Source organism: Dolichospermum sp. FACHB-1250 (assembly GCF_014696335.1).
Lineage (GTDB): Bacteria > Cyanobacteriota > Cyanobacteriia > Cyanobacteriales > Nostocaceae > Dolichospermum > Dolichospermum planctonicum.
The window spans coordinates 31,082-47,342 of record NZ_JACJPZ010000004.1 but is presented as its reverse complement, the minus strand read 5'-3'; the positions used below and the strand labels follow the sequence as shown (position 1 = coordinate 47,342).

The window sequence follows — 16,261 nt, the reverse complement described above, 5'->3', positions numbered from 1 at the left end:
CTAAATTTTGTTACTGATTACAAAGTTTCTATGCTGTCCCATATATCTAACAATAATTTCAAGCTAGATAAATGATTCATTGATTCACATCGCTTTTTTAACGCATCTAGATACTTTTTATCCGCTACAACCTTTGGATTTTTCTTACTATAAGACAAACCAAATCGTCTGAGATATTCTTGGAGATAACGTTCATGAAATTTCGCTTTTGTCCCAAAAATATATCCAGGTGGACATGAAGACATTTCTTCAGGATCATTGACCAAAATATCGTAATATGCCTGAAAATCAGATAAAACTTGAGAACTTACAATTGAACTATATTCGTTAGGAATTTCTGCATTACCTAATGCCCATGTTTCAAAACAGCAATGCTGAATTATTATATGAATCTCTGTTTTTGAGCTATCTATATTGCAGCCTGACTTGAGATCATCAAGTTTAGATTTCACTTCATGAAAACGATCTGTATAAGAATTTTCTTCAGAGTCAATACATATAAAAAAATGATTGACATTGCCGAATTTTACTATATCAATTAAACAGGCTTCCAGTCGAGAAACTCCTGGATATTGCTTAGGCTTACTCACCATATTTGGATAGCCGTCCCCTGCAATAATTCGACAAGTATTTATTGTCATATCTTCAGGTCGGACAACAAAAGTTAAGCTAGGAAATAAATGTTGTAACCATGCTTTATATACTTTTGGTTCAGTCTTTCCCCCCTCTACTAAAAATAAAAGATTCACTCGGAAAATTCCTCCCAGTCAAGTAAATTAATTAATTGAGTAAACTTATCTAAGCTAGATGCTGTGTTCAGTTCTGGAATATCTGGAGCTTTTCTGACTCTGACTTTGTTTCCAGATTTATTAACTATTTGCCAATTATCCCAAGGAATATTATTGATAATATATGGATGATGGCTAGTAAGTATAAACTGTATGTCTGAGGATTTATCAAGGATAAAATCTGTTAATTCAGCCATACAGTTAATCCCTAAACTGTTCTCAAATTCATCAATTAAAATTACTGACTCTTCAGGAGCAGTAATTACTTCAATTAAAAAAATTAAAGTACGAAACATACCGGATGAAATTCGCTGTTGAGGAATCCACTCTTCTACACCGTTCTCCTGAATTTCCAAGAATAGCCTAAAATCACCATCTGAGGTTCTCTCGCTACTAACTCTCACATCGTTAACTTCTGAAAAAACATCAATATAATACTCTTTAATTTCATTGAAATCATCTGGCAAAAATTTCTGCAAACAAAAAGACTTTATGACTGGCAAACTCAAACTACCAGTAAAAATTTCTTTAAACCTGGAAATATTTATTTTATCAGAAAATTCTTCTAGTTTATTAATAATTTGAGTCAGATCATCATAATCAGCCTTAAGCATAAATCTCTGAGTCTCAGCAGTTTCAAAGTTGAATATTAATCGTCTAAATGCTTGAAGGACTGGAATAATTAAATTTTCTTCTGAAAGAAGAGTAATTGCACTTTCAGTTCTTTTTAATTTAGGTAATTTTTCGTTATTGAATTTTGAATCTGAAATAGTACGGATAAGTATCTCCAGTTCAGAATCATCATCATATCGAACTAATTTTTCATAAATAATTTCAGTCTGTTCCGACTCATTGACATTTAGAAATATTTCTTCTTTCTTGCTTGAGGAACTTTTTAACTCCCACCTATAATTTTGTCCTAAATGAGAGAAATTGATACTCCATTCCAAATCATCTAAATTACGATTTACACCTTTTGCAGTATCACAAATTAAATTAAGTGCTTTTAAAATTCTTGTCTTTCCAACTCCAGAACCACCGACAAGTAAATTTAGACTCTCAAATTTAACCTCCTGAATGTGCCAATTTTCTTTATTATTACTGAATTTAAAACTCTGTATTTTCATATTTCTTACTTTTTTTAACAAATAATTATATAGAGAATCTAAAAGAATTTCTGACATGAATATCTTCAATTCGCTCTATATCCGGTATTTTAGCGCCCAAAGTTGTGATAAGAGATTTTATTTTAGATTACTTTTTAATATCATTAACGCATATTCTCATTAGTATTCTTCATGCAAAAAATTAATGCTACTATTTGCTTACTATTGCATCTTGATAAATAAAAGTACAGCAATAAGCGATCGCAGTTGGGAAATTATCCGCTTTCATCAAGCTGTGGGTTTTTAATTCAATCAGGTTGCAATTTATGACAACAATATGAGAAAATGAAAGGAATATGAAAATAACTGAAAGACAAAACTAACGACCGTGAAAATTGATACTGCACCATTCAGCATTCCTAAATTATCTGCAACCGAAAACCAGTCACATCAGACTATAGTTAAGGATGATCCCAAAAGCAAAACATCTGTATTTATGGTCTTTGGGACAACCTTTATCACGATTTTTCTCGCGGAAATTGGTGATAAAACTCAACTTTCCACCCTGTTAATGAGTGCAGAATCTCATGCCCCTTGGGTAGTTTTTCTTGGTTCTGGCGTAGCATTAATTACTACTAGTTTATTAGGAGTATTATTAGGTGGTTGGATTTCTACGAAACTCAGCCCTAAAACTGTTGAAAAACTAGCCGGTGTCATGTTGCTACTAATTTCCCTGATGTTGGTCTGGGATGTCATTCGGGGTTAATTTTTGTAATATTGTCAAATATTGTATTGTCAAATATTGTCAACCGAGGAAAATATGGACTGGAATCTTTTAGGACTGAGCTTTGTGACAGTGTTTTTATCAGAATTAGGTGATAAGAGTCAGTTAGCAGCGATCGCTCTTTCTGGACAAGGACAATCTCGAAAGGCTATATTTTTTGGTACAGCGGGTGCTTTAGTCTTAACTAGCCTCTTGGGAGCATTGGCTGGTGGTGCGGTGTCTGAATTTTTACCTACACGCATTTTAAAAGCGATCGCTGCCATTGGATTTGCGCTTCTCGCTATCCGTCTACTCTTACCTAACACTGATGAGGCTTAAATTTCCCGCCAACACCAATTTAAAAGTATACCTCCTGCTATGACCTTAAAGGCCTCTAGCAGGAAGTAACCGCTGTGTAATAAGTTCATAATTGCTGGGACTGGATCACTAGGGAGTAAGCTGAAATTAGCTCCTAGAGCGCACATTTGGGGAGTTAAGAAATAAGTATCTAGTAATGCTACTGTTAACAATATTCCAGATAATGCAATACTACCCAAGCGCCAATGAGATTGAGTTTTGCTAATAGCCAATACAGAAGTTAAAACCACAGTAGCGGCTAATAATTCTAGGCGATTGAAATTCCAAAAAACTACATAACCTGCTACAGAAAAACTAGCTTCGTTCATCATGCCGGCAAAGTAAAGACTAGGCATAATTACCCAATCTAAAACCAGACTAGCACTCAGCCAAAAGCCCAAGGTCAAGAGAATGGCTATTTGCCAAGTTGAGCGTTTAAATTCCAGATTAGAAATAGCGTTCATAAAAATAATTGCTTTGTTGTATTCCTAGTATCTAACCAAGAGAAGAATTTGACAACAAATATAAATTAACTGTTACAAACAAAAAATTCTAGTTATTAAAGGAGTTGCAGACAGATTTGTTAACAAATTTAAAGTTTTATTAAGAAATAATTGAGAATAGCAATATTTATTTATTGGTTATTTATTGGTTATTTATTGGTTATTTATCGGTTAGTCGTAAGGATTCAGACAAGGGGTAAAGCCATCGGTATTTTTTAATTATTTATTAATAATTCTTACCAGAAGTAAAATAGTATTTTCATGTAGAATCAGGTTTGACATAGGATTCAGATTTGATTTTGCAAATATACGTAGGCTGGGCAATACTCTATCAACACCACCGAATATTGTGCAGAAATCATTTAAGATGCCTATAAAAAATTTCAAGTAGGGAATGATTAATCATGAAAAATTGGCAGCACAAATTATTTGTAGGCTTACTTTGTTGTGCATTTTTAGTTTTTGGATGGCAAAATAGGGTATTAGCTGAAGGAATGAATAGCTATAATACACCCGCATCAAAAACTCAATTAGCCCAATTAGAAGTAACTCAAAATGTCTATGACTATCTGTTGCAATATCAACCAGAAACTTATAATTTGCTCACAAAAACATTAGCAGATAGTATTGAAGATGCCAAAGAACCATTAGCAAATGAAGTAGTGAATAATCTTTGGGCTTTGTCTGCAAATAATCCACAAATCAAATCAAGAGAAAATAATGGCAAAATAGAATATTTGATGTCAACTTGGAAATATACAAGTAATCCCACTACAGACTGGCCAATAGGTGCAAAAAAACTGCTACCTTATCAAACTTGGTTTACAGCAGTACCACAGGTTAAAGAATTTTGTCAAAAATATCAAGCAACTGATAGCAATATTCCTGATCATATTGAACTTTCATTGAGATTACAACAGTATTTGGGGTTAATTTTGAATAAGTATTCTACCAAAACCCATTTTGTGGAAATGTGGGTAAAAGGAGAAGATCTAATGAGACCATGTATTGATGGAGAAATTAACGATTCTAGTTGCGATCTTTTACCTTTACCTGTTCCTGATAATAGTCCTGTGGTCAAGACAATATACACCAATTCCTATAGCAATGCTAAAAAAGAATATTATCCCTGGTCTGGTTTAGGTTATACCTATGACTGGGGAAATCCTCAACAACCCCATCAAGGACCAAGTGAATTTATCATTAACCCGACTCCAGAAAAACCTGTAGAGGTGGAAGTTGTTTCTGTCACACCAACCCAAAAATATTGTCAGCATCAGATTCTACAGTAAAGTTTTTGTTAAATAGCAAATAACTTACAGCAGATTATCATCAGGGTGAGGTACAATTTGGGCGGGCAAGATGCCCGCACCACAACTGCTATATTACTCTGGCTATAGCTATACATATAAAACTCATTTATCCATAATTGAATTTTAATGTTGATAATTTGAGAATTATATCTGCTCATAATGGGTATTTATTCCTGTTGTATCTTTATCGAGAAAAACCACAAAAATTAGAATTTAAAATTAGTAAGATATTAAATCAGTCTGGGGAATGATGGCTAAATGATTAACATTTATCTAGGAAATCAACTAATACTGTATTTTGCTAATTAAGCCCTGATAATTGGAGGTGAGAAGCAAGAATTTGTAGTAGAAACTACTAAATATAAAAATCTTTAAAAATCTGACAGATTGATAGATTGATAAATGCTTAATCTCATAATCAACTCAATCTTTTATCCGGTATGGGCTAAATCAACATTGAAAACTTAAATAGAGTTGAAAGTTTTCAGAAAGTGAAAATAGTCATGAATAATACAAAAGAACGCAAGTCTGCTCAAAAGGCTCAAAAGAAGCAGTCCTTTTCTCCAGTTGATATTGGAACTCCTCAAGTACCAGTCCGTAAAATCAAAAGTAAAAATCAGCAGTCTGAATTACTCAGTGACTGGGAACACGCAAGTTAATTGATCAGGTGGTTTGATTAGCCTTTAAACTGTCTAAACTAGAATTTGGGCAGATTTTTTTGGTGATGATCATGATTTAAGATAGTAATGGCATAAGGTAGGGTAAGCCTGGGTGAAGAAAAGTAGATTTTTCATGATTTACAGTCACACATAAGAAGATCATATCCAATCACATCACACAAGTTGATCACAGAAATTAAACAAATCAGACAAATCATAGTTCAGATTATGTTACCATTTGTCAATCGGTAGAAGATCAGGGTTATAAAAATGCAAAATGGCGACCAAAATCTGATTATTTTGATGATTTATATACTTACCGTCTATTGGACATTTAATCGCATGATTGAATCTATAGACGATATAGTTAAAGTTGATTTCCAAAAAGGTGCTGTTGATAATCAATTAAAAGAACAAAATCTTCAGGAGACAGTGGGTATTTCTTTTAAAACAGGTACTTATGGTTTAGATAAAGTGCAAGATGATTTAAAAGAATTATCCATGAGTATTGAAAATAAATCAGACAGTATTGCTATATATGTTGACTGGGATAATAGTTCTTTTGTGGTTGAACATAGCAAGCAGTCGCGGCGGGTAATTCGCAAATCTCCTGACTTAACCCGGGATTTAGCTATACCCCAAGTGCCGACAATTATCGCCCCTAAAAAGACAATTTCTGAAAATGTCACCGCTGAAGATGTTTTTCAAAGAGATAAAGAATCAGGAGTCTATAAACCAGCTTCACCTTTAATCAATGTAGCGGGAGTTAAAGGGAATAAAAAGTTATACAAAGACTTTTTAGATGGTAAAAAAAATTTAGAATTTTCCTTACAACTTGTATTGCGAATTTCAGAAATGAGAGTCGGTATAGCACCGGGAATAAATGTTCCCCCAGTGTCAATTATTAATTGTCCTTTTACTATTAAAAAACTCCCTTGGACCTACGCTTTACCTTGGAATAAAAAGTAATCTAGGAATACCCCCGACTGCTTGAAAAAATCAGGGATCTGAGTCTTGCGATTTTCATGTAATTAAAAGTAAACTAGAGAAAGGGGGAGAGTAGGCGTAGGCAGTTGCAGATTAGTCATTCAGACTGGTTTGAGGAAAGTCCGGGCTCCCGAAAGACCAAACTTGCTGGATAACGTCCAGTGCGAGTGATCGTGAGGATAGTGCCACAGAAAGATACCGCCAGTCAATTTATTGGTTGGTAAGGGTGCAAAGGTGCGGTAAGAGCGCACCAGCAGCGTCGAGAGGCGCTGGCTCGGTAAACCCCGGTTGGGAGCAAGGCCGGAGGAACTACGGTTGGTCTTTTACCGGTTCCGCTGAAAAAGAGCCGCTAGAGGTGTTTGGTAACAAGCATCCCAGATAGATAACTGCCCTCGCAAGAGAACAGAACCCGGCTTACTACCGACTCTCTCTTTTTAAGCGAATTATGGATTTTTTATTTTCCATAGTTCGTTTTTTCACAATGATAGATTTAAGTTTTTTTTGGGTAAAGGCGATCGCTCTATCATAGCTCTATGATAATTAACTATAGATATAAACTGGACGGATACTATGCGGACAATTATTAGAAGCAGCCCAAAGAGATTTGAATTTGGCACTAGAAAATGTAGAAAATCCCCATGAGAAAAATTTTATTGAAAAGCATTTTAATTTCTTAAACGAATTGAAACAGACTTATAAAAAAACATCAACCAAGTAGAAATATACTATTACTATGCCATTAAGCTGGAACGAAATTAAAAGCCGAGCGATCGCATTTTCTCAAGAATGGGAACATGAAACCTCAGAAGATGCAGAAGCTAAATCATTTTGGGATGGGTTTTTTCATGTTTTTGGTATTTCTCGTCGCAGGGTGGCAACATTTGAACAATCTGTCAAAAAAGCTGATAATAAACAAGGTTTTATTGATTTACTCTGGAAGGGTGTAATTTTAGTAGAACATAAATCTAGGGGGAAAAGTCTAGATAAAGCTATGCAGCAAGCCAAAGATTATTTCCCTGGTTTAAAAGAACATGAATTACCAAAATATATTTTAGTTTCTGATTTCCAAAAGTTTAAACTCTACGATTTAGATACTAATATTACCACAGAATTTGTCCTCAAAGATTTTATTAATCAGGTTCATTTATTCGGTTTTATTGCTGGTTATGAAAAACGCACCTATAAAGATGAAGATCCGGTCAATATCCAAGCCGCTGAATTAATGGGTAAACTACATGATAAACTAGAAGCAGTTGGTTATCGAGGTCATGATTTAGAAGTCTATTTAGTGCGGTTACTCTTCTGTTTATTTGCTGATGATACAGGCATTTTTGATAAAGGTATTTTTTGGGAATATATTGATTTACATACTAAATCAGATGGTAGTGATTTAGCAATGCACATTGCTTCTATTTTTCATACATTAAATACACCACCGGAAAAAAGATTAACAAATTTAGATACTAATTTGGCTCAGTTTCCCTATGTGAATGGTAAGTTATTTGCAGAGGTTTTACAACCCGCTGCTTTTGATAGCAAAATGCGGGAAATGTTTTTAGAAGCTTGTGGTTTTGACTGGGGTAAAATCTCACCGGCTATTTTTGGTTCGATGTTTCAAGCGGTGATGAATCCCACAGAAAGACGAAATTTAGGCGCTCATTATACCTCGGAAAAAAATATTCAAAAGTTGATTAAACCTCTATTTTTAGATGATTTATATTTAGAATTGGAAAAGGTCAAAAGTAATCGGGGTAAACTCCAAGAATTACATCAAAAAATCGCTAATCTTTATTTTCTTGATCCTGCTTGTGGTTGCGGTAATTTCCTAATTATCACTTATCGGGAATTGCGAGATCTAGAGATGAAAATTTTGCAAGCATTGAATAAAAATGGACAGCAATTTATTAATATTCAAGATATTATTAAGGTTAATGTAGATCAATTTGCGGGTATTGAATATGATGAATTTGCGGTGCGTGTTGCGGAGGTGGCAATGTGGTTAATTGATCATCAAATGAATATTCAGGTTAGTCATGAATTTGGTCAATATTTTTTCAGAGTTCCTTTAACTAAATCTGCGAAAATTGTTCATGGTAATTCATTAAGAATTGATTGGGAAACCGTTGTCGACAAGGAAAAGTTAAGTTTTATCTTAGGAAATCCCCCATTTGTTGGTAAACAGCTACAAAATGCAGAACAAAAAGCGGATATGCAATATGTTTGTAATAGTATAAAAAATTCAGGTGTTTTAGATTATGTAAGTGCTTGGTATATCAAAGCTGCTCAGTTAATACAAGATACAAATATTCGTTGTGCTTTTGTGAGTACAAATTCTATATCACAAGGTGAACAAGTTGGGATTATTTGGCAAGAACTTTACAATAATTACAAAATAAAAATACATTTTGCTCATCGTACTTTTAGCTGGAGTAATGAAGCTAAAGGTAATGCTGCTGTACATTGTGTAATTATTGGGTTTGGTTTAGAGGATATTGAAAATAAGAGAGTTTTTGATTATATAAATATTAAGGGTGAACCAACAGAGAGGAAAGTTAAAAATATTAATCCGTATTTAGCAGAAGGAAACGATTTAATAATTTTAAAAAAAAATCAGCCTATTGGTAATATACCAGAAATGCTTAAAGGTAGCCAACCTACAGATGGAGGAAACCTTTTAATGACTGAGGAAGAAAAGACAGAATATGTCATTCAAGAACCATCTGGAGAAAAATTTATTAAACCATTTATTTCTGCTGATGAATTTCTTAATGGTAAAAAACGTTGGTGTTTTTGGCTTAAAGATATTCAACCTAATGAATTAAAAAAATTGCCATTATTGTCTGATAGAGTCAGTAAAGTTAGAAAAATGAGATTATCAAGTACAAAACAATCAACGGTAAAATGGGCAGATTTTCCTACATTGTTTACTGAAAATAGACAACCTAATACAGATTATTTACTTGTACCTCGTGTTTCATCTGAGAATCGAAAATATATCCCAATAGGATTTTTTGAGAGTAGTGTAATTGCCAGTGATAGTTGTATTACTATACCTAATGCTACTCTCTATTTATTTGGTATTCTCACTTCAGAAATGCACATTACATGGGTAAAATATGTATGTGGAAGATTAAAAAGTGATTATCGCTATTCCAATACCATCGTTTATAATAACTATCCCTTTCCTGAAAACGTCAATGAGAAACAAAAACAGAAAGTAGAAATAGCCGCGCAAGCAGTATTAGACACCAGAGCAAAATATCCTGATAGTAGTTTAGCCGATTTATATGATCCCTTGACAATGCCACCAGACTTAGTAAAGGCACATCAAATATTAGATAAAGCCGTAGACTTATGTTATCGTCCCCAGCCCTTTGTCAGTGAATTAAATCGAATTGAATTTTTATTTAGTCAATATGAAGCCTTAAATGCTCCCTTACTCAAACCAGAGAAAAAGAAAAGAACGAAAAAAAGCAGTTAATTGTTAAATAAAATTAATATAAAGTAAACTTATACCATAAATTTATGGTATGCTATCTTACCTCAATTCGATATTCCGCAGCTAGTTGCAATTCTGAGAATATGCAGACAGAAAATTTTTCCACAAAAAACAACTTGTACTTATACTCCATAATTTAATGCTAAGTTAAGAGTTATTAGCCCTTTTTTCCACACTTACCTAATGTCCAGCGTTTATCCCCGAAGACAACGGCAGCTTGAAAGTTTAGTTCAAAAGTTTGGTTTGTCACTAAATGCACCAGTAAAGTGGCAATTATTGGACTTGGCACTAACTCATCCTACCGTCTCCGATACCGCCAATTATGAACAACTAGAATTTGTGGGCGATGCGGTGGTACGTCTCGTGGCGGCTGTGGTATTATGGGAACATTACCCTAATTGCTCCGTTGGTGATTTTGCCGCTATTCGTTCGGTTTTGGTGAGCGATCGCATTCTCGCCCAATTAGCAAGAGAATATGGTTTAGAATTATATTTATTAGTGGCTGGTAGTGCTACTGCTGATCATATCGGGCAAGAATCACGATTAGCAGATTCTTTTGAAGCAGTTCTAGGTGCGCTTTACCTTAGCACTCAAAATCTTAACCTGATTCGTCCTTGGTTAGATCCCCATTTCCAACAGCTAACCACAGAAATCCGTCTTGACCCTGCTAGACTCAATTATAAAGCGGCTTTGCAAGAATGGACTCAAGCACAATTTAAGGTTCTTCCAGAATATCGAGTTTTAGAAATTAGTCAACCCCACCGCAATCATGAACGCTTCTTTGCTGAAGTTTGGCTACATGAAAAAATGTTAGGACAAGGTAAAGGACGTTCTATTAAAGCCGCTGAACAAGCTGCTGCAAAGGAGGCTTATTTGCTAATTAGCACCCATCTGACAGAGGAGTAATTAAAATCATCTGATATTTATATGTGAATATATATACTTACAGGTGTGATAACATACAAAATAAAACCAATTACCTCCCCCCAAGGGAGGACGAGGCTAAAAGGATTTTAAACCCACCTTTGTGGGTTATGTCTGTGTAGATGCGGTTTATAACCGCCTAATCTATGCTTCTATTCTTCTACTTTTACCCAAAAATCTGCGGTTTTAATATTTCCATTACGGTTAAATTGCATCCACATTTTATATATTCCTGATTTGGGAAATTTTGTCTCAAATTCTATTTTTCCATCTGGGCTATTTTTGAGTGCATGAGCATGAATATAATCGGATTTTGTCAGGGGAGACGAACTTTTAATAATCACTAAATGACCTTTTTCTCCTAAGTAGGGTTGTAGGTCTTGAATGGGTTGATTTTTATTGTCTTTTAAATCAAAAATTAAACTTACTTCTTTACCAGCTTGCAGATTTTTTTCAGACATATTCAGATTGACTTTAGTATCTGTTAAGGTTTTAGTTTTTGTGAATTTTTCTAAATCTTTTGGGGGTGAAACTGTACCAGGAATTGTGATCTTCATTAAAGAGACATTTTCCCTTGCACCAGCGGGTTTATAATCACTGAAAAGTGTATAATTTCCTGATTCTGGAAACTTTGCAGTTACTTGAAATCGTCCATTGTCTTTGTATTCGGGGTGAATATGAGCAAAAGAGTTTAAATCATCCCTAACTACAATTAAGTGCATGATTTTTTCCTGGAAAATATCAAATTTATTTACAGGTTTTCCCGTAGCATCTTGAATATCTATGACTAAATTAACTGATTGATTGGGAGTTAAAGTTTTGGGAGTATTTAATGTCGCTTTAGTAGTTGTTTGTGAATTATTTTCATGATTCATATTTTCCATAGAATGTCCCTCATGTCCACCCATAGAATCTTGATCATGATTCATCATCATACTAGGAGAAACTTCTACTTTAGTAGATTTATTAGTAGATTTAGTAGTTGATGAACAAGCGGAAGCTACTAATAAAGTTGTCACGAAAAAAATACTTGATAAAAATCGTTTCATTTGAGGAATATTGTAATTTTTAATTTATCGGCTAGTTTGACTCCTAACTCCATTACCAATAGCATCTTTTTTCTCTGTATTTGGTAATAAAGCTAGATCAGTTAAGGGTAATTTGATGATTACCGTCGTTCCTTGATTTAAACCCAAACTCTGCAAACTAATTCTACCACCCATCAGTTCAATTAAATTCCGGGAAATTGCTAAACCTAATCCAGTTCCTTCAAATTTGCGCGTAGTTGTACCATCAACCATGACAAAGGGACGAAATAGTTTACCTTGTTCTTCTGGATCAATACCAATTCCTGTGTCTTTAATGGAGACTATAGCATAAGGCTGATGACTATTTGTGTAAATACTTGTACTAATTTGAATACTACCTTCATCTGTGAATTTAGTAGCGTTACCAATAATATTAATTAGCACTTGTTTAAGTTTAACTATATCTGCCTTAATTGGGATGGGTTGATCACCTATATCACAAATTAATTGTAGTCTTTTGGATTGGATATTAACTGATTGTAAGTTAATTACCTCTAATAATAATTGACGTAAATCTAGAGGTACTATAATTACAGAAAGTTTACCAGCTTCTATTTTAGAAATATCCAATAAATCATTGATTAAACCTAATAAATGAATTGCTGTATCATCGGCTTTTTTGAGAAATTCTAATTCTTCTTCTTTGTTATCACACAAACCATCACGAACCAGACGAACACAATTAATAATAATATTAAGTGGGTTTCTTAATTCATGGGAAGTTGTTGCTAAAAATTGACTTTTAATTTGGTTAGCTGATTTAGCTTCTTTCCAAGCAATTTCTAATTCTTCAGCCCAATCTTTGAGTCTTTCTACCATTTGATCTAATGCTTGTGCTAGTTGGTTAAATTCCCGAATTTTGAAATTACGGGGAATAGGTTGGGCTGCGTGGTGACTATGAAGATTAACAGCATAGTCGCGCAGTTCTTCTACTGGACCTGCTAAATAAGGAACTAAATAAAATGATGCTAATAAACTTGCACCAATTAAACCAACTGTTAGCACAATCAGAATTAGTTTAATTTCTTCTAAACCAAATAGGGCATTTTCTACAGTTGTAACTGCTAGTATAATCCATCTTTGTGATGGTTTTGTGGTTATAGGTTTAGTAGTAGCTGTAAAACCAGCGACCAATTCTTCTCCTTCTTTAAAAGATAAATTACTAGAATTATTACTTCCAGCTAAAGCATCTTTAACTATAGCTTGTATTCTTTCTACATCGGGATAATTTTTAATATTAGTACCGATTCTTTCCGGTAATAGATGAGCTAAAACCCTACCATCTTCAGAAATTACAACTAAAGAACCAGTCAGAGAGCCTGGATGATTGGGAGTTTGTTGATATAATGTGGTTTTAATGCTTAATCGGTAAGCTAAATTACCACGTTGATTAGCAACAGGAACTGATAAAAACAACTGGAGTTGATTTTGTTTATCTCGTTTGCCAGTTTTTCCTGCTGGAGGTGGTAATATAAATTGAATATCAACATCATTATTGGTAGGAGATAAACCTGATGGGGTAATTTCTTGATCACCACAACTACTAGCAATTATATCACCTTTTTTAATATGGGTGAGTTGTAAACAATCAATTTGGTTTGGTAGTTGGTTTTTGAGTTGTTTAAGAAATTGTTGAATTTCTACAGATGATCCAGAATGAATTACTTTCGTTTGACTAGCGGTAATTAAATTGGAACGTAAAGCAGCAATATCGTCACTAATTTTTTCTCCTTTGTTAACTGCACTTTCTGTTAAATTTTGTCTGGCTGTATTAAAAAGGCTAGAACGGGCTTTATTCAGGGCGACTAATTCACCTACTAATAAAACCGGGACAAATACCAGCAGTATTCTTGTTACTAAAATTCGTCTAAATGACGATTGACTAGATTTAACCATCTGTTGTCTCTTTTCGCATTCTTAAACCACCATAAAAAGATATGTAATTACACTCACTAAAGGAGACATTTTATAGAAGATAAAGCCGATTTAATCAGCGTTATCAGAATTTTTAATAGATAGAAAATAGGTAAAAATTGAAAATTAAAACTTAAAAAGTTATTACCGATGACCAGTTACCAATGACCAATGACCAATTACCAATTACCTGCCTATTAATTTATCTGTTTTCCCTAAAAATAAACATCATGTAAATCATAAAAAGTAGATATAGTGAATATTGTTGCATATCAATATAGGGAGTAAAATTTCTCAACATTGTCTTATAGCTATAAACTATGAGAAAATCTACACAGCAGCTAAAAATTATCAAAGTAACTTAATGATGGAAAATCGCCCTCATACCACAGTAGTTTTAGCCATGAGTGCTGATGGCAAAATAGCAGATTTAAACCGCTCCCCTGCTCGGTTTGGTTCATTAAATGATAAACTCCATCTGGAGAAACAAATTGCTGCTGCTGATGCTGTTTTATTCGGTGCTGATACCCTTCGTGCTTACGGTACGACAATGATAATATCAGAGTCAATACTCTTGCAACAAAGAATAAAAGTAAATAACCACCCCCAACCTGTTCATATAGTGATTTCCCGTTTAGCTAATCTAAATCCGGACATTAAATTTTTTCAACAACCGGTGAGACGTTGGTTACTCACAACTTCTATAGGGGCTTCTGTTTGGGAAAAAAGTTCAGCATTTGAGGAAATTTTAATATTTGAAACTCCTACGGGAGGAATTGACATTCTGGCTGTTGTAAAATACTTAGCAAGTGTACAAATTAGCCGTCTAGCTATTTTAGGAGGAGGACAATTAGTAGCATCTTTTCTTGAATTGGATTTAATTGATGAAATTTGGCTGACTATTTGTCCACTGATTTTAGGTGGTAATACTGCTCCTTCACCGGTAGGAAAAAAAGGATTTTTATCTGCTCTTGCTCCTCAGTTACAATTACTAGAAGTATCCACAGTTGAGCAAGAAGTATTTTTACACTATCGGATAATTCATCAGTCATAAGTAAATCTAAAATCCTAAATTGTTGAATAATTACACAATGATAAAAGCACACAAACCTAACTATTCTGTCACTTGGACTCACACAATCGCGGATGTTCCTAAATCTGCTTGGGATGCTTTAGCAATACCCTTAAAAACCCCTTTTTTAGAATGGGATTGGTTGCACAATTTGGAAGTATCCCATAGCGCTACAGCCCATGCTGGTTGGTTACCAAATCACTTGGTTTTATGGCGAGATGGAACTTTAATTGCTGCTGCTCCATTATATTTAAAAGGACATAGCCAAGGGGAATTTGTCTTTGATCATCAATGGGCTGAATTAGCATCTCGCTTAGGAATAGAATATTATCCCAAACTCCTGGGAATGACACCATTTACCCCCGCAGAAGGCTATCGGTTTTTAATTTCACCGGGAGAAGATGAGGAAGAAATTACAGCTTTAATGCTCCATGAAATTGATAGTTTTTGTGTTAAACATCGCATTTCTAGCTGTCATTTTCTCTATGTTGATCCCCAATGGCGACCAATTTTAGAAAAACAGGGTTTGACAACTTGGTTACATCATAGTTATATTTGGAAAAATGCTGATTTTACAACTTTTGATGATTATTTAACTGGCTTTAATGCTAATCAAAGACGCAATATTAAACGGGAACGCAAAGCTGTAGAACAAGCAGGTTTAAAACTTCAAGCTATGACTGGTGACGAAATTCCCCCATCTATGTTTCCCTTAATGTATGATTTCTATGCTGATACTTGCGATAAGTTTGGTTGGTGGGGTAGCAAATATCTGACAAAGCAATTTTTTGAACAGTTATACCATAATTATCGTCATCGCGTTGTATTTTTTGCTGCTTATCACCAACAAGATCAAGATCAGCGTCAACCCATGGGAATGTCTTTTTGTTTATTTAAAGATAATCAACTCTATGGACGTTATTGGGGGAGTTTTCAAGACATAGATTGCTTACATTTTGACGCTTGTTATTATACACCAATTGCATGGGCGATCGCTCACAATATCCAAACTTTTGATCCCGGTGCTGGTGGTAAACATAAAAAACGCCGTGGTTTTCCTGCTACTCCTAATCACAGTCTCCACCGCTTTTATAACCACCGTTTAGAAAAAATTATCCTCCCTTGGATTCGAGAAGTCAATCACATCGAACAACAAGAAATAGACGCTATTAATGCAGAATTACCTTTTAAATAGCAAAATCTAGATCGCTTTTAGATACCGGACTTCTCACAGAATTCCGGTATCTACCTAAATGATCTATAATTACACTGAAGATGTAATCTAAAA

Annotated in this window: 14 protein-coding genes and 1 other RNA gene; 10 read left to right on the top strand and 5 right to left on the bottom strand. The window is 34.3% G+C overall.

What is annotated here, in order from left to right; translation table 11 throughout:
• Positions 1-17: 17 nt before the first annotated feature.
• Both H6F39_RS02350 and H6F39_RS02345 read right to left on the bottom strand, forming a co-directional pair.
• Positions 18-749, bottom strand: a complete 732-nt coding sequence (locus H6F39_RS02350; RefSeq protein ID WP_190371879.1) for a hypothetical protein — start codon at positions 747-749, stop codon at positions 18-20.
• The gene (locus H6F39_RS02345) at positions 746-1,972 is read right to left on the bottom strand and encodes an AAA family ATPase (RefSeq protein WP_242028596.1); all 1,227 of its coding nucleotides are present in this window, start codon (positions 1,970-1,972) and stop codon (positions 746-748) included. The genes H6F39_RS02350 and H6F39_RS02345 overlap by 4 nt, the downstream gene beginning before the upstream one ends.
• 310 nt (positions 1,973-2,282) lie before the next feature.
• Here H6F39_RS02345 and H6F39_RS02340 point away from each other — a divergent pair, with 310 nt between their 5' ends.
• Complete coding sequence (locus tag H6F39_RS02340; protein WP_190371878.1) at positions 2,283-2,660, top strand: TMEM165/GDT1 family protein; 378 nt, start codon at positions 2,283-2,285, stop codon at positions 2,658-2,660.
• 54 nt (positions 2,661-2,714) lie between these two features.
• Positions 2,715-2,996, top strand: a complete 282-nt coding sequence (locus H6F39_RS02335; RefSeq protein WP_028090900.1) for a TMEM165/GDT1 family protein — start codon at positions 2,715-2,717, stop codon at positions 2,994-2,996.
• Here H6F39_RS02335 and H6F39_RS02330 read toward each other — a convergent pair.
• Positions 2,993-3,478: a DUF4149 domain-containing protein gene (locus tag H6F39_RS02330; protein ID WP_190371877.1), complete on the bottom strand. Its 486-nt coding sequence runs from the start codon at positions 3,476-3,478 to the stop codon at positions 2,993-2,995. The genes H6F39_RS02335 and H6F39_RS02330 overlap by 4 nt on opposite strands.
• Before the next feature lie 443 nt (positions 3,479-3,921).
• On the opposite strand from H6F39_RS02330, the gene H6F39_RS02325 reads away from it, so the two are divergent.
• The 6 genes from H6F39_RS02325 (at position 3,922) to rnc (ending at position 10,881) form a co-directional block, all read left to right on the top strand.
• On the top strand, positions 3,922-4,809 hold the full coding sequence (locus tag H6F39_RS02325; protein ID WP_190396149.1) for a hypothetical protein: 888 nt from the start codon (positions 3,922-3,924) through the stop codon (positions 4,807-4,809).
• Positions 4,810-5,333: 524 nt separating this feature from the next.
• Positions 5,334-5,489: a hypothetical protein gene (locus H6F39_RS02320; protein WP_190396148.1), complete on the top strand. Its 156-nt coding sequence runs from the start codon at positions 5,334-5,336 to the stop codon at positions 5,487-5,489.
• Positions 5,490-5,759: 270 nt separating this feature from the next.
• Entirely contained in the window at positions 5,760-6,458 is a 699-nt protein-coding gene (locus tag H6F39_RS02315) for a hypothetical protein (RefSeq protein ID WP_028084564.1), read from the top strand.
• Between the two features lie 86 nt (positions 6,459-6,544).
• Positions 6,545-6,909, top strand: an RNA gene (gene rnpB / locus H6F39_RS02310) — RNase P RNA component class A.
• Positions 6,910-7,209: 300 nt separating this feature from the next.
• Positions 7,210-9,957 carry a DNA methyltransferase gene (locus H6F39_RS02305; RefSeq protein ID WP_190396147.1) on the top strand — a complete coding sequence of 916 codons (2,748 nt, stop codon included), beginning with the start codon at positions 7,210-7,212 and terminating at the stop codon, positions 9,955-9,957.
• 201 nt (positions 9,958-10,158) lie between these two features.
• Positions 10,159-10,881 (top strand): ribonuclease III, encoded by a 723-nt coding sequence (gene rnc / locus H6F39_RS02300; protein ID WP_137907469.1) that lies wholly within the window; start codon positions 10,159-10,161, stop codon positions 10,879-10,881.
• A 170-nt stretch (positions 10,882-11,051) separates the two neighbouring features.
• Here rnc and H6F39_RS02295 read toward each other — a convergent pair whose 3' ends face one another.
• Positions 11,052-11,948 (bottom strand): hypothetical protein, encoded by an 897-nt coding sequence (locus H6F39_RS02295; protein ID WP_190396146.1) that lies wholly within the window; start codon positions 11,946-11,948, stop codon positions 11,052-11,054.
• Positions 11,949-11,972: 24 nt separating this feature from the next.
• A complete protein-coding gene (locus H6F39_RS02290; RefSeq protein WP_137907467.1) occupies positions 11,973-13,883 on the bottom strand; it encodes an ATP-binding protein in 1,911 nt (636 codons plus the stop codon).
• A 382-nt stretch (positions 13,884-14,265) separates the two neighbouring features.
• Between H6F39_RS02290 and H6F39_RS02285 the strand changes: the two genes are divergently transcribed.
• Both H6F39_RS02285 and H6F39_RS02280 read left to right on the top strand, forming a co-directional pair.
• A complete protein-coding gene (locus H6F39_RS02285) occupies positions 14,266-14,955 on the top strand; it encodes a RibD family protein (RefSeq protein WP_137907466.1) in 690 nt (229 codons plus the stop codon).
• 37 nt (positions 14,956-14,992) lie between these two features.
• Positions 14,993-16,168: a GNAT family N-acetyltransferase gene (locus tag H6F39_RS02280; RefSeq protein WP_190396145.1), complete on the top strand. Its 1,176-nt coding sequence runs from the start codon at positions 14,993-14,995 to the stop codon at positions 16,166-16,168.
• Positions 16,169-16,261 lie beyond the last annotated feature (93 nt).

What these genes read in the sequence shown, in the direction of transcription:
- H6F39_RS02305 (WP_190396147.1), top strand. Translation starts at nt 7,210, where the DNA reads ATGCCATTAAGCTGGAACGAAATTAAAAGCCGAGCGATCGCATTTTCT.
- H6F39_RS02280 (WP_190396145.1), top strand. Translation starts at nt 14,993, where the DNA reads ATGATAAAAGCACACAAACCTAACTATTCTGTCACTTGGACTCACACA.
- H6F39_RS02290 (WP_137907467.1), bottom strand. Translation starts at nt 13,883, where the DNA reads ATGGTTAAATCTAGTCAATCGTCATTTAGACGAATTTTAGTAACAAGA.
- H6F39_RS02295 (WP_190396146.1), bottom strand. Translation starts at nt 11,948, where the DNA reads ATGAAACGATTTTTATCAAGTATTTTTTTCGTGACAACTTTATTAGTA.
- H6F39_RS02330 (WP_190371877.1), bottom strand. Translation starts at nt 3,478, where the DNA reads ATGAACGCTATTTCTAATCTGGAATTTAAACGCTCAACTTGGCAAATA.
- rnc (WP_137907469.1), top strand. Translation starts at nt 10,159, where the DNA reads ATGTCCAGCGTTTATCCCCGAAGACAACGGCAGCTTGAAAGTTTAGTT.
- H6F39_RS02285 (WP_137907466.1), top strand. Translation starts at nt 14,266, where the DNA reads ATGATGGAAAATCGCCCTCATACCACAGTAGTTTTAGCCATGAGTGCT.
- H6F39_RS02345 (WP_242028596.1), bottom strand. Translation starts at nt 1,972, where the DNA reads ATGTCAGAAATTCTTTTAGATTCTCTATATAATTATTTGTTAAAAAAA.
- H6F39_RS02320 (WP_190396148.1), top strand. Translation starts at nt 5,334, where the DNA reads ATGAATAATACAAAAGAACGCAAGTCTGCTCAAAAGGCTCAAAAGAAG.
- H6F39_RS02325 (WP_190396149.1), top strand. Translation starts at nt 3,922, where the DNA reads ATGAAAAATTGGCAGCACAAATTATTTGTAGGCTTACTTTGTTGTGCA.
- H6F39_RS02315 (WP_028084564.1), top strand. Translation starts at nt 5,760, where the DNA reads ATGCAAAATGGCGACCAAAATCTGATTATTTTGATGATTTATATACTT.
- H6F39_RS02335 (WP_028090900.1), top strand. Translation starts at nt 2,715, where the DNA reads ATGGACTGGAATCTTTTAGGACTGAGCTTTGTGACAGTGTTTTTATCA.